Here is a 17,652-nt window from a genome sequence, read left to right on the forward strand (position 1 = left end):
GTTATCGCCCGTGAATGTCACTCACATCCGTCTCGAAGCGCTGAATAGTCCGAGATTAAAGGGTTTCGGCGTTTCATGAATCTGCGGCATGATAGAGTTGAGCATCCGAAGCATAATCCTTCGAACCCGGGTCGCCATGTTCAAAGCGGATTGGAATTCCAGTCCTCAAGGATGTGCCATCAGGCCGCCTCAGTCCTCACGAACAGGAGACGACCAAAATGAAACGAACGATACTCACACTCGCCGCCCTTCTCGCCGCCCCGGCAGCCTTCGCCCAATCGATGGAAATCAGCCGTCATGCCGACCGTCCCGGTCAGGTTGGAAGCGCCGAGGTCTTTACCGGTACCTCGTATGTGGCACCTGTCTTTCCGCCGGAAATGGGCGATGTCAGCGCCGGTGAAGTGACCTTCCTTCCCGGTGCACGCTCCGCATGGCATACGCATCCGGCAGGCCAGATGCTTGTGGTAACGTCCGGCACGGGATGGGTCCAGGAACGCGGACAGGAAAAGCAGATCATGAGCGCCGGTGACGTGGTCTGGTGCCCGCCGGATGTGGAGCACTGGCACGGCGCGACCGATGCGACTTCGGTAACCCATTATGCCATTCAGCAGGCAGTCGATGGTTCCGCCGTTGTCTGGGGCGAGCATGTGACGGATGAAGAATATGACGGGTAAGTTACCTGTTGTAGTGCGCGGCCTGCTCATGGCCGCGCTTCTTCCCGCGACCGTCTTCGCTTCGGAACCGGTGCTTGATGGCCTCGACTACCCCTGGGATGTCGAAGCGCATGGGGAGGTGCTTTACATTACGGAAAAGGCCGGCACGATCGGTATTCTTCAGGATGGCACTTTCAGCCGTTTACCGGTCACGACGAGCGAACCCATCCTGAATGATCGTGGTGGTGGCCTTTTGGGGCTGGCCCTTCATCCGGATTTCAGTGCTACCGGCCGCGTCGTGCTTTACCAGCATTATGGCACGGCGGATAACCGCATGAACCGCGTGATTGAGGCGCGGCTTGATGGCGACCGCTTGCACGAAACCCGGGTGCTGATCGATGGTATTCCGGGACATCCGCTTTATAACGGCGGTCGTGTCGCCTTCGGTCCCGACGGCATGCTCTATATCACGACGGGCTGGACCGAAAACCATCAGCGTCCCCAGGATATGCAAAGCCTGGCTGGCAAGATATTGCGGATCGCCCCGGACGGCGCAATCCCCAACGACAATCCGTTTCCCGGTTCTCCAATCTATTCGCTGGGTCACCGCAACCCGCAAGGGCTTGCATGGGACAGTGACGGACAGCTCTTTGCTGCTGAGCATGGTCAGTCGGGCCACGATGAAATCAACCGGATTGTTCCGGGCGGCAATTACGGCTGGCCTCTGATTGAAGGCGACGAAACGGAAGAGGGCATGCTTGCTCCCTTCGTTCATTCCGGAAACGGAACCTGGGCGCCATCCGGCCTTGTATGGGACGGAAACCGATTACTGGTTGCTGGTCTTCAGGCGCAGTCGGTCTTGTCGGTGGACGGCGATGGCACTGTCGAAGAGGCTTTTCCGGTGAACGAGCGTATGCGCGACATTACTGTCACCGGTGACGGCATTTTTGCGATTACGACCAACCGGTCGCCGAGAAGAGACGGCGTGTCCGATGACAGGCTCATCCGACTGACCGACTAAGCTCTCTTACCGCAAGCCGACCTAAAAAGCCCGGGCTCGCTCGAAGGGCTCAGGCTAAGTTTTGGTGGCAATCCGAGACGATGCACAGCAACCTGAAGCTTCATGAGCAGGACTCATGTCTGCTAGAAACTGCGTCTGGCTACCAAGTCCGACACAAAGCGTTTATCCAGCCGCTCTTCAACAAATGGTGATCCGAAACCGGGCATTGAGGAGCTGAAAGATATGAGCCGCCCATACATCATCTGCCATATGGTCATGTCACTTGACGGACGGCTGCTGCCGGAACGCTGGCCGGTTTCCTCTGAAAGCCTGATGGAAATATACGAAAGCGTCGCTGCCCGGTTGGGTGCGGATGGCTGGATTATTGGTCGCAACACCATGCAGCATTTTCTGAAATCCGGTGCTCCGCGATCCGGCCGCAGGGTTCAGGGGCGCTATGACCGCCTTGGAGAAAAAGGCGATGGGCAGCTTGCCATCTGCTTTGACAGGGAAGGGCGCCTTCGTCCCGAAACCGGCGACGTTGACGGCGATCATCTCGTCGTCGTCGTGTCTGAAGCCGTCACCGAGGCTTGCGTGGAGGAATTGAATGGAGTGGGGGCTTCGGTGTTTTTCTGCGACGACTCTCATGATGCGATCGCCGACGTGCTTGCGCGCATTGCTGCCGCGTTTGGCATTAGGCGTTTGCTGCTCGAAGGCGGCGGCATCATCAATGGCGGCCTTCTGAGCGCGGGCGTGATTGATGAAGCAAGTACGATAATCTCGCCGGTTATTGATGGCAAAAGCGGCATACCTTCAATTTACGATCGGCATGACGACGCATCTGCAAAGCGGCTGGATCTTATCTCGACGGAAAGTCTGGCGGACGGCTATGTCTGGCTTCGACATCAGGTCAGAAGCGATGGGGCGGCCGCACGGAACGTCTCAGAGACTTCCTCCGATCGACAGCGATCACGTGTGCTCGTCTAGGGCAAGGCCCAGAATTAATGAATCTCATTCACAGACGCATGCCGCTTCCGTGCATAGACTTTTCGCCCTGGCGGCACGATTTTAGCTGCACACAAGATGCCGGGCTAGATCCCAGAGCAGGCTGATCACTTCATACAAGATTGAAAAGAAGGGCTTGCCGAGCGCAAGCGTTAGCTGTTTTGACCAATTCTTCTACGTCCTCAGCGTCAGCGCCGGGCATGTCACCCGCGATGACGCTGCTATTCGCCGTTGCAGGCGGCATCGCAGTCGGCAATCTCTATTGGGCTCAACCCCTTCTGGCCGACATTGCCGAGAAAACCGGTGTCGCGACTGGCACGGCCAGCCTGCTGGTGACCGTTACACAGATTGGCTATGCGCTTGGCATTCTGCTTTTCGTTCCGCTCGGCGACGTCCTGAACCGGCGACGCGTGATCCCTGTCGCGATGGCTCTATCGGCGATTGCGCTTGCAGCCGCCGCATTTGCGCCTGGCTTCGCGCCTCTTGCCGTCGCGTTGGCCGCCGTGGGATTACTGACGACCGGTGGGCAGATGTTGCCGCCGCTGGCGGGTGCTCTGGCGACACCGGATCAGCGCGGACGTGTGCTGGGAACTGTGGCATCCGGCATGCTGACGGGCATTCTCGTATCACGAACTGTCGCGGGCTTTCTCGCCGAGGCGTTCGGCTGGCGGGCAGTGTTTGCCATCGCTGCCTTTGCGACCCTGCTGATGGCGGCGCTCCTGGCGCGCCTCGTACCCCATCTGGAAAGTCAGACGCAGATATCCTATCCCAAGCTTCTCGCGTCCGTCTTCACGGCAATCCGCGACTACGCCGTGGTCCGCACGACACTGGTCATGGGGGCCTGCACGTTCGGTGTGTTCTCGCTGTTCTGGACCGGCCTGACATTTCTGCTGACGGATGAACCCTACAATTACTCGCTCAGCCAGATCGGGCTGGTCGGCCTCGCCGGTCTTGCCGGGGCGCTCGCCGCCAAGAATGCCGGTCGCCTGCATGACAAGGGCCTCGCCGTCGGTGCACAAGGTATTGCGTTTCTTGTCACCCTGGCCTGTCTTCTCGTTGCCGCTTTGTGGTCAACCTCGATCCTGGTGATCATTGCGATCGTCATTGTTTTGGATGCGGCCATCCAGTCGGTCAACGTGTTGAACCAGATACGTCTGATTTCCGTCGGTCCGGAAGCACGGAGCCGCATGAACTCGGCCTTCGTGACCTCGAACTTCATCGGCGGTGCAATCGGCTCGGCTCTGGCTGGTGCCGTATGGCCGGCCGCCGGCTGGACCGGCCTGATGATTGCCGCCGGCGTGCTCATCCTGATTGCCAGTTTTTTCTGGTTGACCGGACGTCCCGCATTTTCCAAGCTCGCTGCAGCATAGCAACTGCGGCCGGTCTGGCACTCTCCCAAAATAACACTCAAGATCGGAAAAAAATGCAGATCGCAATTGTATATGACAGTGGCTATGGCCACACCGCCAAGCAGGCAGAAGCCGTGGCCGACGGCATTCGCAAGATCGAGGGTGCCGAGGTCTTTCTCCATGCAGTCGCGGAGGGTGACACGCCCTGGGAAAAGCTTACCCAGAGCGACGCCATCATCTTCGGCTCGCCGACCTATAATGGCACGGTCAGTGCAGGTTTGAAGCAGTTCATGGAAGAAAGCACGCGCACAGCCTGGACGCCTCAGGCCTGGCGCAACAAGATTGCCGCCGGCTTCACCAATTCAGGCGCCATGCACGGCGACAAGCTGAATTCACTGGTGACGATCGCCCTCTTTGCAGCTCAGCACGGCATGATCTGGACCGGTCTGGACATGTTCCCCGGTGAGGGCAATGAGGCGATGAACCGCGTCGGTGGCTGGCTCGGCGCCATGGCCCAGTCGGACAATGCCTCGCCAGAGATCACACCGATCCGGAGCGATCTCGACACTGCCGCCTATCTCGGCCAACGCGTGGCCGAAGTGACGACCCAGTTCATTGCTGGCCGCAAGGCCTGAATCAACCCCATGAGCCCTTATTCATGATATGGGCTCATGGGCTTTCCATCGGCCCATTATCCCTGTCTGCTCATCCCCTAGACTGAACTCTGAACCGACGGAAACGTCGATCAGGCATGCGATAGAGGAGACATGGTTCCTGCGACTACGACAGGTGCTCACCGATCGCCCGGCGCGAAAGCTGCTTTTGTTCGCGCTTGCACTTTCAATGATCACGGGGGAACAGATAAGGCTTTGTCGAGTGACGTTGCGTAGAAGATGGAGGCTCTGGAGCACGGGAACAGGAGCTTCGTCAGACGAAAAAGAGTTTGAGCAATGCTTCTACCTATTTTTGCTTGAGCCAAGTTCGACCGCCCACTGCATCGATGGTTTCCTTCATCGATGCACACCCGTCCGTTGCTAGGGGGCGAGCCGATCTGCAGACTTCTGCCGATTGACTCATCTACCTACTAAGGTGCCGTTGCCAAGCGCGCAGACGTGGATAGCCTATTGGTCGCGCGTTCGAATCGCGTCGGGATCACCAATTTTACTAATCGTTTCCGCGTCGCCGACCAAGGGTAGGGCGGGTCTGCCCGAGCCCGGCCTCAACGTGTTTCGCTGCCTGCCGCCATCATCGGGCTGGTTTGCGGCCGGTAGACGGCCTTGAGCGACTTGCCGTCGGAAAGGCGGAAAAGATGGGCGCGGCCGAGGGCAGGGCGCAGTGACAGCCGGTCGTTTTCGTTGACGGCGACGTGGTCGGCAAAATGCAGGATCGTGGTCGCCGGGTTTCCGGCAATCTTGCCATAGACATAGGTCTCGGTGCCGACGCTTTCGGCGTAATCGACATCGAAGGCGATGGCTTCAGGGGTGCCCTCTTCGGCAAAGGAGAAATAGGTCGGGCGCACGCCGAGTTCGACCTCGATCCCCTCTTCTGCAAGCGCCGGATCGACATCGAAAGCGAGCTCCCCAAATCCCGGAACGAGGATATGTGCGACGCCATCGCGGATGCCCTTGATGGTGCCCGGGTAGAAATTCATCCGCGGCGAGCCGATGAAACCGGCGACGAATCGGTTGACCGGATGCTCGAAAAGTTCAAGCGGGGCGCCGAACTGCTCGATGCGACCGGCATTCACCACCGCGATGCGATCGGCCATGGTCATCGCCTCGACCTGGTCATGGGTGACATAGATCATCGTGGTCTGCAGCCGGCGGTGCAGCTTGCCGATTTCGGCGCGCATCTGAACGCGCAGCGCCGCATCGAGGTTGGAGAGAGGCTCGTCGAAAAGAAAGACGCTCGGCTCACGAACGATGGCGCGACCGATGGCGACGCGCTGGCGCTGGCCACCGGAAAGCTCGCGCGGCTTGCGCTGCAGGTAGGGTTCAAGTTCGAGCATGCGGGCCGCTTCGCTGACCCGCGCCTTGATTTCCGCCTTGGGCTTGCGCGTGTTTTCAAGACCGAAGGACAGGTTCTGGGCGACGGTCATATGCGGGTAAAGGGCATAAGACTGGAACACCATGGCAATGCCGCGGTCCGCGGGTGAGGCCTTGCTGACTTCCGCGCCGCCGATCTCGATGGCGCCGCTCGTCGTTTCCTCAAGGCCCGAGATAATCCTGAGCAGCGTCGACTTTCCGCAGCCCGACGGGCCGACAAAGACGACGAACTCACCATGGCGAACCTCGAGGTCCACACCCTTGATGACATCCACCTCGCCAAAGCGTTTGACCACGTTTCGCAGCGCCAGATCGGCCATTTGCTACCCCTTTTCAAAGTCACCTGCCGTCTCCCAAAGCCGGCTTTCGGTTCCTTAACCTTGGAATGGTGCGGATATTTAGTCAAGTCACAGAACTAAAAAACCGGTTTCCACCGTCTGTCGGTGGGGTTTGGCTCCCGTTGGAGCGGTCAGAGGTTGCCGGTCTTCTGGTAGTCGCCCCGTTCCCGACCCGTGCCTTTCCCGACGGGCAGCCCGAGGCTTGCCGGAAGGGACTGCAGGTTGAAGAGCCGGTCATGCATGTGGTTGAGGCCGAGCGCGACGGCGCCCATCATTGTGGCACGGGGGCCGAGGGCGCTGACGGTGAGCTTGATCTTGCGGTGGGTAAATTGCGGCAGATACTGGATAATCCGTTCGGACATCTCCGGGCGCCGGCCGATATTGCCGCCGATGATGATCTCCGCCGGATCGAACATCGCGACCACAGAAAGCACAGAAAGCGAAGCGATTCTTGCGCTTTCCTCGACGGTTGCGACGGCGGCGCGCTCGCCGGCAGCGCATCGGTCGAAGATGTCCTTGACGCTGGCCTCGCCCGTTCCCCCGGCCAGGCGATAACGATGGGCAATGGCAGGGGCGCCGATCGCAAGTTCCAGGGCGCCGCGTTCGGGGCAGAGTGGGGAGGCGGGATCGGAGCCGATCGGCAGATAGGCGATTTCGCCGGCCGCGCCGGTCGCGCCGCGCCAGAGTTGCCCATTGATCAGCATACCGATGCCGATGCCGGTGCCAATGGAGAGGAAGGCGAGGGATTCCGCGCCCTTGGCGTCACCGTTCCAGTATTCTCCGACGGCCGCCGCGTTGATGTCATTTTCCATCAGCAGCTCGCAATCGAACTCCTCCTGCAGGGCGGCGAACACGTCAAAGCGGTCGATTTCCGGCACGGCATAGGCGTGGCTGATGGCGCCGGTGTTCGGGTCAACGGAGCCGGGCATGGCGAGCGAAACGACCCTCAGGGCGGCGGGAGAGATCCCGGTTTCGTCGATAAGCCTGCGTTTGACGGAGCCCAGTTGCGCGACCAGCTCGCGCCCGCCGCGCGGGTCGCTCTGAACCGTGATTTCGCCGGCAATCCGGGAGCTTAGCGTTACAAGCGAAGCGCGGATCGTGCTCGCGCCGGCGTCGATGCCCAGCGCATAGCCGGCCTCATCGGCGACCTCATAAATAATGGCCGGACTGCCGACCTTGCCCGAATCGATGCCCTTCTTGCGCACATAGCCGTTCTCCTCCAGGGCCCGAACGACTTCAGATGTCGTCTGTTTCGAAAAGCCGGTGATCTTGGCGAGTTCGGCGCGCGATGTCGGCCCTTGCTCCAGCAGAACCTTCATCATGGCGCGCGTCGAGATCTGACGCAGGATGGGAGGTGGCGCTTGCTCGGGCATTGCTGTTGAAGTCCTGTCGTGCGGGGTTCGGATATCGCCTTCTGGCCTCTCAACAATGCTGTGGCCAGCGCAAATCATACCAAGGCTCCGGTTCGGAGCAATCCGCGGCAGGGCGAAAGACTGCGAAGCGACAGGCTTCTTCACCGCTGTTTTCGGATTGAACGTCAGGTTCGCTTGACACGGTTTCAAATTGCATCCAATCTTTAGTTCGTCAACCTTACGAATTGAGAATAGCACTGTGCACGACCTCCGAACCGATCTCGCCGACATTGATGCGCTGCTGACGCAGGCCAGGGACGGTGGCGTGTCTAGCGCCCACCCACTTCTACCGCTGCTGGAGCGTGATGGGCTGGTGACAGAGGCATCCGGCCACGGCCATCAGGCATGGCAGGTCGCGCATGGCGCCGGCTGTGTCGCGGGGCTCGATCTTGGCGGCACCAAGCTCTATGGCGCCCTTGCCGACATGTCGGGCAGGATCGTTGCCGAGGCTTCGGAGCCGACCCGCCACGATGGCGAGGAGGCAACGCTCGAACAGCTCGCAACCATGGTGCGCTCGCTTCAGGAAAAGGCTGACGCGCACATTGGCGGCCTGCGCGCGATCGGCCTTGGGGTGCCGGGCTTCGTCTCCGCAGAGACCGGAAGCATAGCGCTTTCTCCCAATCTCTCTTTGTCGTCCGATTTCGATTTTGATGGCCGCCTCTCCGCTCTTTTCGGTGGCTGCCCCGTGCGGATGGACAACGACGTCAACTTTGCTGTCCTCGGCGAATACTGGCGTGGTCAGGGGCGTGACCTGTTCTTCGCGGGCCGGCAGCGGGGCGCGGACTGCGGTTCGCTTGCCTTTCTGTCGCTGGGCACCGGCATCGGCCTCGGCCTGATGATCGACGGTCGGGTGGTTCGCGGGGCCTCGGGTGGAGCCGGCGAGATCGCCTACATGCCCGCCGGCATCGACCCTTTCGCCTCGGCGCGCACGACCTTCGGCGGCTCGTATGAGGACATTGTCGGTTCGCCGGGCATCCGCCGGCGTTACGGCGAAGAAGGCGTGACGGTCCGGGAGATATTCGACCGTGCCGCCGCGGGTGAGCGCAAGGCCGCGTCGGTCATTGACGATACGGCCCGTCAGATCGCCGTTGGCGCGGCGACGATTGCCACGCTGATCGATCCCGAGATGATCGTCCTTGGTGGCGGTATCGGCACACGCGCCGATTTTGCGGAGCTCATCATCGAATACACCGCCGAACTGACGCCGGTGGCACCGAGGATCGGCATCAGCCGGCTCGGCCAGCGTGCCGGTGTGGTTGGCGCGATCATGGAAACCTTGCTTGAAATTCGGCAGGCGATGTTGCGGACCGGCGAGCCCCGGAAGGGCGGGTCCGGCAGCGCGCCCGGCGGATTGGCCGACCCCGGAGAGGCGCCATCGGCGCATTCGGGAGGCGGCGCGCATGCGGCCGCCGGATAGTCGCTGGCGACATCCGCGGTGTAAAAAGATCAAACAGGAGAAGGGAATCAGACATGAAACTGCAATATGCCGTAACAACGGGAATTCTTGCGCTGATGGCCGGTCAGGCCTCGGCGTCGGAGCTCAATGTCATGTGGTATCTGAGTTCGGACGCGGAGGAGCAGGTTATCAAGGATGTGCTCGCCACCTATACGGAAGCGCACCCGGAAACCACGTTCAATCTTCAGATCGTGCCGTATGACGGCATCGACAATCGCTTCGCGCAGCTCGCCAGCGCCGGCTCGCTGCCGGATATCTCGAAGACGAGCTCGATGCGGCCTTTCATCCGGCCGTATCTGACCGATCTCGCCCCCACGCTCGGTGCGGATTTCCTCGACCAGTTCAATCAGGGGCTCGCCGCCGGCGCCAAGCTCGGCGACCAGATCATCGCCGCTCCGCTTGATCTGACGGCGATCGGCATGCTTTTGAACGTCGACGCCTTCAACGAAGCCGGCATCGAAATTCCGCCGATCGACCAGCCCTGGACCTGGGACGAGTTCCTTGCCAACGCCAAGGAGGCTTCCGAGGCTGCCGGCATCCGCTATCCGCTGGTCTGGGACGTTTCGGCCAGCCGCTGGCTGACCTTCGAATTCCAGTACGGCAACCACATCTTCTCCGAGGAAGAGCCCTACGAAGTCGTGTTCGATCAGGACAAGGCGACGGCGACGCTCGACAAGTTCATGGAGATCGCCGAGGGTTACATGCCGGCCGGCCTGTTCTCCGGTTCGAGCTCGGATAACCCGAAGAGCCTGTTCCTCAACAACCAGGCTGTCGCCTGGATGTCGGGCAGCTGGCAGGTGCCGAGCCTTGCCGCCGACGCCGACTTCACCTGGAGCGCCGGTCCGACGCCCTATGGCACGGTACAGTCCAGCATGGTTGGTGGCGACTATGTCGTTGGCTTCAACACCAGCGAACATGCCGATGAGGCAACCGCCTTCATCGAATGGCTGACCGCGACGGAAGAGGGCCAGACCGCCTTCAACAAGCCGCTCTTCCTGATCCCGGCCAACCTTGACATTCCGGCCATCGACTATGGCGATGCCAAGGTCTCCGAAGCCCTGCAGCGCTTCCAGGCCGAGCTGACGGCAAGCCCCGTCTATGCCGCGACCGACCAGGGCAACCCGGCCATGCAGTATGTCTGGGATCCGATCATCCAGTCGGTGAACCAGGTGGCCGCAGGCCAGATGTCGTCCGCCGATGCGATCGCCAAGATCCGCAAGGCGGCCGAAGATGCGCTTGCCGCAGACGCCCAATGAGTATCAGCGGTAAAATGCAGCAGGAAGCGGTAACCCCTGCTGCCAAGGCAGAAATGAAACCAGGCGGGGGCAATCCCCCGCCTGGGACCACGGTGCGCTCGAGCCGCCGCAGCCGGCTGGCAAAGCAGATGTTTCCGTATCTGCTGCTGCTGCCGACCGTCGGCCTTCTTGTCACCTTCTGCATCTACCCGCTGGCGCAGGGGCTGTTCATGTCCCTCTTCCGGCGCGGCATCGTCGTCACTGAACGGGTGCCGGCGACCTGGCCGAAATTCGTCGGTTTCGACAATTTCGTCGCGGTTTTCGAGGATCCGGAGTTTCTCGGCGTGCTCGCGCGCACCGTCGGCTTCGTCGTTTTTGCCGTGCCGCTGGTGACGATCGTGTCGCTGCTGCTGGCGCTGCTTTTGAAAAAGACCTTCTTCGGTTCCGGCGCGGTGCGCGCAGTCGTGTTCTTCCCGGCGATGATCAGCCTGCTGATTACCGGCGTTGTGTGGAAATGGCTGTTCGGCTTCAATTCCGGGCTGATCAACTATGTGCTTTCTCTGGTGTCGATCGAGCCGGTTCCGTGGCTTCAGGATGCCTCGATGGCGCAGATCGCCGTCGTGCTCGTCTGGGTCTGGGCCAATGCCGGCTTCTACATGATGATCATCATCACCGGGCTGACGACGATCCCGGAAGAGCTTTACGAGGCGGCGCGTATCGATGCGGCAAGCCCGTGGCGGGCATTCTGGCGGATCACGCTGCCGCTTCTGAAGCCGACGCTGTCGCTGGTGATGATCCTTGCCTCGGTCGAGGCGTTCAAGGTCTACGAGCTTGTCGTGTCACTGACAGGTGGCGGACCTGGCCGTTCGACGGTCTACCTGATCCAGACCATCTACGAGACCGCGTTCCGCAAGCCGAACGCCGCCGGTATCGCCGCTGCACAGTCCGCCATCCTGTTTGTCGCGCTGCTGCTGCTCACCATCGTGCAATTGCGCATGTCGAGGGAGAAGACATGAACCGTGCAAGATATCTGCGTGCGCCGCTCATCGTGCTCACGCTGGCGATGTTCCTGCTGCCGCCGCTCTGGCTGCTGGCCAGCTCGCTGAAATCGTCCAAGGCGATCTTCGCCTGGCCGCCGCAGCTTCTGCCGACAAGCCCGACGCTGGAGAACTTCCGTGCCGCGATCTCGCAGGACAATTTCGGCCTCTACTTCCAGAACTCGCTATTCGTTGCGGTTGCCTCGGCGGCGCTGTCGGTGTTGATCAGTCTGATGGCGGGCTACGCGCTCGCCAAGTTCCGCTTCAAGGGGGAAACGGTGATCTTCCTGATCATCATGTCGGCGCTGATGATCCCGTTGCAGATCATCCTCATCCCGATCTTCATCATCCTCAAGGAACTGCATCTTCTGAACACGCTGTGGGGCCTGATCCTGGCGCCTGCGGCAACGCCGACGGGCGTGTTCATCATGCGTCAGTACATCCGCTCCATACCCGACAGCTTGCTCGAGGCGGCCCGCATCGACGGTACGCCGGAGTGGCGCATCTTCCTGCGCATCATCGTGCCGCTCAGCATTCCGGCCATCGCCGCCCTTGCCGCCTTCACCTTCGTCTGGCGCTGGAACGACTATCTCTGGCCCTATCTGCTGATCACTGATCAGTCGAAGTGGACGGTGCAGCTCGCGCTCGCCAACAATGTCGGGCAGTGGGATATCAACTGGCCGCGTCTTCTGGCAATGTCGGTGCTCTCGGTCATTCCGACGCTCGTGCTCTTCATCAGTCTTCAACGCTATTTCATGAGCGGCCTGCTCTCGGGCGCCACCAAGGAGTGAGCGCTCGCGGCCGCGCGGAGGAAAATCATGGCTCATCCGGCATCCGGCCTTGCGAAAATCGTCAGGGCAGGGGACGCGCTTGCCCATTGGGAACTCTCGCCCGTCATCATCGCCGGTTTTCCCGGCATGCCAGCGCCGTCGCATGATCCCGTCGGCTACCGGTTTCGCAACGGTGTCCCCGGGCTCAGGCCATTGCCGTGTCGTGTAGCCTTCCTGAATGAAATGGCCGGGCGCCCGATTGCGCCATGGACGGGCTGGCGGACGGAGCGGGTGCATGCGCCGGCCGAAGGCGGTCGTGTGCTGTTCTCGGATTTTGCCTATACGCCGGAGCACAGGCGCGTCTGGTGCCGCTGCGTGCTCAAGGTCTCCGAGCCCGATCGCTATCGCTTCCGCCTTTCGACTTGCGGCGGGGTGCGAATCTGGCTGAACGGCGCCGAATGCGCCCGCTTCGAGCCTTTCGAACGCAATGTCGAGCATTCCGAAGAAATCTCGCTGGTGCTCGGCGCTGGCGAGAACGAGATCCTGCTGCACGCCGAAGACCTGTTCGAACGGGATACCGACTGGTTCTTCGAAATGGTCAGCCTGGATGAGCGGCCGATCGAGAACCGGATTGCCGCCGATGCCGATCCCGATCTCGTCGCAGCGCTTGCAAGGCTTGCGGGCACCGGCCGACCGCTCCACGATGTCACCACCGGCAACGATGCCTTCGTGCTGCGTTTTGACGAGGCCGTCGCCGTCGATGTCCCGGTCACGATCAGGGTGCATTCGACCGGGCATGACCGCCAGACCTTCCTGCTGGAGGATCGCGTGCTCAAGGCAGGCGAGACCGACCTTCACGTCGCCGATGCCGGCAGGGTGCGCGACGGCTATCACCTCGTCGACATGACCTTCTCAGCCGGTGACGTCAGCGTCGAGCAGACGATCGGTGCCGCCTTTCTCAAGGTTGGGCGCGAGACTGATCTTGGCCCAACGCTGGAGGCGCGCAAGAAGGCGGCGCTCTCCCGGCTCTCGCGCAATGGCGACCGGCTCGCCGGCAAGGCGCTTGCCATGCTCGAGAGCGGCGAGGTCGATCCGGTCTCGCTGTTCGACATCCTCTCCTGGACGCTCGATCTGTTGGAAGCGCGCGAGGATTGCTCGGATTTCCACATGGTCGCGCTGCTGCTGATCTGGGACAGGCACCGCGACGCATTGCCGGAAGGCTTTGCCGAAAGGCTGCGCACTGCCATCCTGGGGTGGCGATACTGGGTGGATGAGCCAAGCAATGACGTGATGTGGTTCTGGAGCGAGAACCATACGCTCTGCTTCCATGTCTGCCAGTTCATCGCCGGACGGCTTTTCCCGGACGATCGCTTCGAGTGCTCCGGCCGCAGCGGCCGCGAACAGCAGGCACTCGGCGAGGAGCGCCTTGGCGCCTGGCTCGACTCCATCGAGGAGCACGGCTTCATCGAATGGAACTCGGCTGCCTATTACCCGATCGATTTCATCGGCCTCTTCGCCATCTACATCTTTGCCGATGATCCGCTGAAAGCCCGCGCGAAGGGGCTGATCGACCGGCTGTTCCGCATGTTCAGCCTGCACACACTTGCCGGTGTCTCCGGCGGTTCGCAGGGACGTGCCTATGACAAGGAACTGCGGGCGGGGCCGCTGACGGAGCTTTCCTCCTTCGCCGCCGTTGCCTTTGGCGGTGGCTATCTCACTTCCGCTGTTCTGGCGCTTCCCTATTTCTGCGTCAGCGACTACGTGCCGCCGGCCGAATGCGCCGACTGGGCGAAGTGGGCCAATGCCGATGCTTTGCAGGCCCGTTATACGCAGGGCGTCGACCACAACGCTCATATCCAGCTGTTCCGCACCGATGCCGCGATGCTATCGACCGTCGTCGATCACGAGACGGGCGAGCACGGCCACCAGCAGCATGTTCTCGACGTGCTGCTTTCGGGCGATCCAATGGCGCGGCTCTGGGTCAACCATCCGGGCGAGGAAGATCCATGGGGCGAGCAGCGCCCCTCCTTCTGGTCGGGCAACGGCGTTTTGCCGCGGCTTGCCGAGGATGGTGGCGTGGCCCTTGCGATCTACGATCTGAAGGACGCCCGCGTGCCTTTCACCCATCTGTTCGCACCGGAGGAGCACTTCGACAGGCTGGAGGCGAGAGACGGCTGGCTCTTTGCCGAAAGTGGTAATGGATACGCCGCTGTCTGGGCGGCAAACGGGCTTTCGCCGGTCAAAACCGGGCCGACGGGCGGTGTCGAGTGGCGCTCGGACGGCCGGGTCAACGGCTGGGTCGTCACTGTCGGCTCGAAATTGCGCGATGGCGATTTCGAAACCTTCGTCATCCGCCACCTTGCCGCGGAGACCGTTTTCGATGCCGCGAGCCGCAGCCTTTCCATCACCCTCGCCGGGCGGCAGCTCGCGCTTTTCTTCGACGGTCCGCTGACGGTGGACGGTGCGGAGCGCCCCTTCACTGCCTTCACGGTCGAGCCGCAGGTCAGCCTCGTTTCCGTCTGACCGACCGCCGACGGTCCCTTTGAAACCCTCCTCTCCCGCGCTTGTTACGGCAGAGGGACGAAATGCAGACAGGATTGAGCATGAACGAGTGCCGCATTTTTCCAACGCCCGAAGCCATCGGCCGCCACGTGGCAGAGACCATTCTTGACGGCTTCGACGCGGCCCGGGCTGCCGGCAAGACCTATCTCCTCGGATGCCCGACCGGGCGCACGCCGCGACCGGTTTATTCAGCACTTGCCGATATGCTGCGGCAGGCACCACGCGATCTTTCCGGGCTCGTTCTGGTGATGATGGATGAATATGTACTGGCCGATACCGCCGGCGCCTTGCGGCTCGCGGCGCCCGAGGCGCACTATTCATGCCAGGGGTTCGCCGAGCGAGAGATCCGCCAGTTTCTGAACGCTGCCCTGCCGCCTGAAGATCAACTGCCCGCCGAAAACGTTTGGTTTGCGGATATTGATGAGCCTGAGGCCTATGACCGGCGTATTGCCGAGGCAGGTGGGCTCGATTTCTTCATCCTCGCTTCCGGTGCCAGCGATGGCCATGTGGCCTTCAATCCGCCGGGTACGCCACGGCACTCGCGCACCCGCGTCGTCACGCTTGCCGAGGAAACCCGTATCGACAACATGTCGACCTTTCCGGGTTTCGCGGACATCTCGGAGGTGCCGACCCACGGCATTTCGGTCGGGCTGGAGACGATTGCGGGGGCACGCGATGCGGCGATGATCCTCACCGGCGCCGGCAAGCAACTTGCCTTCCAGCGGATTACCGGCACGCGGGGTTTCGACCCGGACTGGCCGGCAAGCATCGTCCACGATTGCGCGAAGAACCTGATCCTGGCCGATCCCGCCGCTGCCGGACACTGAAAATCAAGAACATACGGAGGAAACGCCGATGATCGATCGTGCGCTGTTGACCGACCGGATCGACCGCCTTGTCGGCGGGCTGACCGGCCTGAAGGATGAAGGCCATTTCGATGAGCCCAATCTCGATGGCACCAAGGGCGACTATGTCAGCTTCGACAGCTGGGAATGGCCGCAGGGCGTCGGGCTTTATGGTCTCGCCCAGCTCTGGCTGCAGACCGGCGACGACAAGGCCAAGGCCATTCTCGAGGCCTGGTACGCCAATCAGCTGGCCGCGGGCCTGCCATCGCAGAACGTCAATACCACGGCGCCGATGCTGGCGCTTTCCCTGCTCTGGCGCAAGACGCGCGAGGAGAAATGGGAAGCACCGATGCGCGACTGGGCCGATACAATCCTGTCATCGATGCCGCGCACGCCCTCGGGCGGCTTCCAGCACAATGTCTCCGACAAGATCAATGACAACGAATTGTGGGACGACACGCTGTTCATGGTGGCACTGTTTCTCGCGAGTTACGGCGAGGGCGCTGGGCGTGCCGATCTCGTGGAGGAGGCGAAGTTCCAGTTTCTCGTCCACACGCTCTATCTTTCGGAGCCCGAAACCGGCCTCTGGTTCCATGGCTGGACATTTGATGGCAACCACAACTTCGCCCGGGCGCGCTGGGCGCGCGGCAATTCCTGGATATCCGCCGGCATGCTGGATCTGCTGGAACTGGCAGAGCTCGACGATGGCTCGCGGCGCTATTTCGAGATGGTGGTGAAGAGCCAGCTCGACGCCCTGATCGCGCTGCAGGCGGAAAGCGGCGCCTGGCACACGCTTGTCGACGATCCGGAGAGCTATGAGGAAATCTCGGCAACGGCAGCCATCGGCTATGCGCTCTTGAAGGGCGCGCGGCTAGGCATCGGCCCGGAAAGCTGGCGCGATGCCGGACTGAAGGCACTCGATGCGGTGATCGCCAATATCGGAGACGACGGCGTCGTTGCCAACGTTTCCTATGGCACCCGCATGGGCCACGACCTGCAGTTCTACCGCGATATTCCGCTCCACCCGACCGCCTATGGCCAGTCAATGGCGCTTCTGTGCCTGGTCGAGGCGCTCAATCTGACGAAGGGAGAAGCCTGATGATCATCGACACCCGCTATTCCATGTCGCCGCGCGACATCGTCGGTGCGGACAATCAGCGACTGCGCGAAGACTTCCTGCTGGAGACGCTGTTCGAGAAGGACCGGCTCAATCTGGTCTACACGCATATCGATCGTATGATCGTTGGCGGCGCGATACCGGCCGAAGCGGCGCTGGAGATTTCCGATGGTGCTGCGGTCGGCACGGAAGGCTTTTTCGACGCACGCGAAATGGGGATCGCCAATCTCGGTGGCGCCGGCGTCGTCGAGGTGGATGGCCAGCGTTTCGAGGTTGCCAACCGCGATGTCGTCTATGTCGGGCGCGGCACCAAGGCGGTGACCTTGTCATCTCTCGCGGCGGATGAGCCGGCGCACTTTTACATGAACTCGGTGCCTGCCGGCGTCGACCTTCCCTCGGTCCTGATCACCAAGGCGCAGTCAAAGCCTGTGACCATGGGGGACGAGGCGCGGGCCAACAAGCGCACGCTTCGCATGTACATCCATCCGGAAGTCTCGCCGAGCTGCCTTCTGCTGATGGGAATTACCCAGCTCGCCCCCGGCAGCATCTGGAACACCGAGCCGCCGCATGTCCACGAGCGTCGCATGGAGGCCTATCTCTATTTCGACCTCGCGCCGGAAGACAGGGTCATGCATTTCATGGGCGAACCGTCCGAAGTGCGCGCGCTGAGCGTCGCCAACCTGCAGGGCGTCCTGTCGCCGGCATGGTCGATCCATATGGGCGCGGGCACCGGCCCCTATGCCTTCGTCTGGGGCATGACCGGCGAAAACCAGGCCTATAACGACGTTACCCCTGTCGCCATTGTCGACCTGCGGTAAGCGCGCCATC

Annotated in this window: 15 protein-coding genes and 1 pseudogene; 14 read left to right on the forward strand and 2 right to left on the reverse strand. The window is 61.6% G+C overall.

Features of this window, described 5'->3' with window-relative positions; translation table 11 throughout:
- Positions 1-218: 218 nt before the first annotated feature.
- The 6 genes and pseudogenes from TM49_RS12195 to TM49_RS23920 all read left to right on the forward strand — a co-directional run.
- Positions 219-674, forward strand: coding sequence for a (R)-mandelonitrile lyase (locus TM49_RS12195; RefSeq protein WP_045685183.1), 456 nt, complete (start codon positions 219-221; stop codon positions 672-674).
- Positions 655-1,674, forward strand: a complete 1,020-nt coding sequence (locus TM49_RS12200; protein ID WP_082074721.1) for a PQQ-dependent sugar dehydrogenase — start codon at positions 655-657, stop codon at positions 1,672-1,674. The genes TM49_RS12195 and TM49_RS12200 overlap by 20 nt, the downstream gene beginning before the upstream one ends.
- 222 nt (positions 1,675-1,896) lie before the next feature.
- Positions 1,897-2,640, forward strand: a complete 744-nt coding sequence (locus tag TM49_RS12205) for a dihydrofolate reductase family protein (RefSeq protein ID WP_045681579.1) — start codon at positions 1,897-1,899, stop codon at positions 2,638-2,640.
- Between the two features lie 218 nt (positions 2,641-2,858).
- On the forward strand, positions 2,859-4,028 hold the full coding sequence (locus TM49_RS12210) for an MFS transporter (protein WP_045681581.1): 1,170 nt from the start codon (positions 2,859-2,861) through the stop codon (positions 4,026-4,028).
- Positions 4,029-4,081: 53 nt separating this feature from the next.
- Positions 4,082-4,642 carry a flavodoxin family protein gene (locus TM49_RS12215; RefSeq protein ID WP_045681583.1) on the forward strand — a complete coding sequence of 187 codons (561 nt, stop codon included), beginning with the start codon at positions 4,082-4,084 and terminating at the stop codon, positions 4,640-4,642.
- 255 nt (positions 4,643-4,897) lie between these two features.
- Positions 4,898-5,092, forward strand: a pseudogene (locus TM49_RS23920) (IS3 family transposase); the annotation flags it as partial.
- Between the two features lie 134 nt (positions 5,093-5,226).
- On the opposite strand, the gene TM49_RS12220 reads toward TM49_RS23920, so the two are convergent.
- Positions 5,227-6,372: an ABC transporter ATP-binding protein gene (locus tag TM49_RS12220; protein WP_045681585.1), complete on the reverse strand. Its 1,146-nt coding sequence runs from the start codon at positions 6,370-6,372 to the stop codon at positions 5,227-5,229.
- Positions 6,373-6,521: 149 nt separating this feature from the next.
- Positions 6,522-7,763: an ROK family transcriptional regulator gene (locus TM49_RS12225; RefSeq protein WP_045681586.1), complete on the reverse strand. Its 1,242-nt coding sequence runs from the start codon at positions 7,761-7,763 to the stop codon at positions 6,522-6,524.
- A gap of 238 nt (positions 7,764-8,001) precedes the next feature.
- Here TM49_RS12225 and TM49_RS12230 point away from each other — a divergent pair, with 238 nt between their 5' ends.
- From TM49_RS12230 to kduI, 8 genes are all read left to right on the forward strand, one after another.
- Positions 8,002-9,219 carry an ROK family protein gene (locus TM49_RS12230; protein ID WP_052699828.1) on the forward strand — a complete coding sequence of 406 codons (1,218 nt, stop codon included), beginning with the start codon at positions 8,002-8,004 and terminating at the stop codon, positions 9,217-9,219.
- 53 nt (positions 9,220-9,272) lie between these two features.
- Positions 9,273-10,514, forward strand: a complete 1,242-nt coding sequence (locus tag TM49_RS12235) for an ABC transporter substrate-binding protein (RefSeq protein WP_045681591.1) — start codon at positions 9,273-9,275, stop codon at positions 10,512-10,514.
- Complete coding sequence (locus TM49_RS12240; protein ID WP_244464718.1) at positions 10,511-11,509, forward strand: carbohydrate ABC transporter permease; 999 nt, start codon at positions 10,511-10,513, stop codon at positions 11,507-11,509. Before TM49_RS12235 ends, TM49_RS12240 begins: the two co-directional genes overlap by 4 nt.
- A complete protein-coding gene (locus tag TM49_RS12245; protein ID WP_045681596.1) occupies positions 11,506-12,321 on the forward strand; it encodes a carbohydrate ABC transporter permease in 816 nt (271 codons plus the stop codon). Before TM49_RS12240 ends, TM49_RS12245 begins: the two co-directional genes overlap by 4 nt.
- A 27-nt stretch (positions 12,322-12,348) precedes the next feature.
- Positions 12,349-14,823, forward strand: a complete 2,475-nt coding sequence (locus TM49_RS12250) for a hypothetical protein (protein ID WP_045681599.1) — start codon at positions 12,349-12,351, stop codon at positions 14,821-14,823.
- A gap of 80 nt (positions 14,824-14,903) precedes the next feature.
- Positions 14,904-15,689 (forward strand): 6-phosphogluconolactonase, encoded by a 786-nt coding sequence (locus TM49_RS12255; protein WP_052699829.1) that lies wholly within the window; start codon positions 14,904-14,906, stop codon positions 15,687-15,689.
- Positions 15,690-15,717: 28 nt separating this feature from the next.
- Positions 15,718-16,806, forward strand: a complete 1,089-nt coding sequence (gene bglB, locus TM49_RS12260; RefSeq protein WP_045681602.1) for a beta-galactosidase BglB — start codon at positions 15,718-15,720, stop codon at positions 16,804-16,806.
- Positions 16,806-17,642: a 5-dehydro-4-deoxy-D-glucuronate isomerase gene (kduI, locus tag TM49_RS12265; RefSeq protein WP_082074723.1), complete on the forward strand. Its 837-nt coding sequence runs from the start codon at positions 16,806-16,808 to the stop codon at positions 17,640-17,642. The genes bglB and kduI overlap by 1 nt, the downstream gene beginning before the upstream one ends.
- Positions 17,643-17,652: the final 10 nt, after the last annotated feature.

Source organism: Martelella endophytica (assembly GCF_000960975.1).
In the GTDB taxonomy this organism is placed as follows: Bacteria; Pseudomonadota; Alphaproteobacteria; order Rhizobiales; family Rhizobiaceae; genus Martelella; species Martelella endophytica.

Coding starts and splice junctions, on each gene's coding strand:
- TM49_RS12215 (WP_045681583.1), top strand. CDS start 4,082: ATGCAGATCGCAATTGTATATGACAGTGGCTATGGCCACACCGCCAAG.
- TM49_RS12255 (WP_052699829.1), top strand. CDS start 14,904: ATGAACGAGTGCCGCATTTTTCCAACGCCCGAAGCCATCGGCCGCCAC.
- TM49_RS12200 (WP_082074721.1), top strand. CDS start 655: ATGAAGAATATGACGGGTAAGTTACCTGTTGTAGTGCGCGGCCTGCTC.
- TM49_RS12250 (WP_045681599.1), top strand. CDS start 12,349: ATGGCTCATCCGGCATCCGGCCTTGCGAAAATCGTCAGGGCAGGGGAC.
- bglB (WP_045681602.1), top strand. CDS start 15,718: ATGATCGATCGTGCGCTGTTGACCGACCGGATCGACCGCCTTGTCGGC.
- TM49_RS12195 (WP_045685183.1), top strand. CDS start 219: ATGAAACGAACGATACTCACACTCGCCGCCCTTCTCGCCGCCCCGGCA.
- TM49_RS12210 (WP_045681581.1), top strand. CDS start 2,859: ATGTCACCCGCGATGACGCTGCTATTCGCCGTTGCAGGCGGCATCGCA.
- TM49_RS12220 (WP_045681585.1), bottom strand. CDS start 6,372: ATGGCCGATCTGGCGCTGCGAAACGTGGTCAAACGCTTTGGCGAGGTG.
- TM49_RS12235 (WP_045681591.1), top strand. CDS start 9,273: ATGAAACTGCAATATGCCGTAACAACGGGAATTCTTGCGCTGATGGCC.
- TM49_RS12240 (WP_244464718.1), top strand. CDS start 10,511: ATGAGTATCAGCGGTAAAATGCAGCAGGAAGCGGTAACCCCTGCTGCC.
- TM49_RS12225 (WP_045681586.1), bottom strand. CDS start 7,763: ATGCCCGAGCAAGCGCCACCTCCCATCCTGCGTCAGATCTCGACGCGC.
- TM49_RS12205 (WP_045681579.1), top strand. CDS start 1,897: ATGAGCCGCCCATACATCATCTGCCATATGGTCATGTCACTTGACGGA.
- kduI (WP_082074723.1), top strand. CDS start 16,806: ATGATCATCGACACCCGCTATTCCATGTCGCCGCGCGACATCGTCGGT.
- TM49_RS12245 (WP_045681596.1), top strand. CDS start 11,506: ATGAACCGTGCAAGATATCTGCGTGCGCCGCTCATCGTGCTCACGCTG.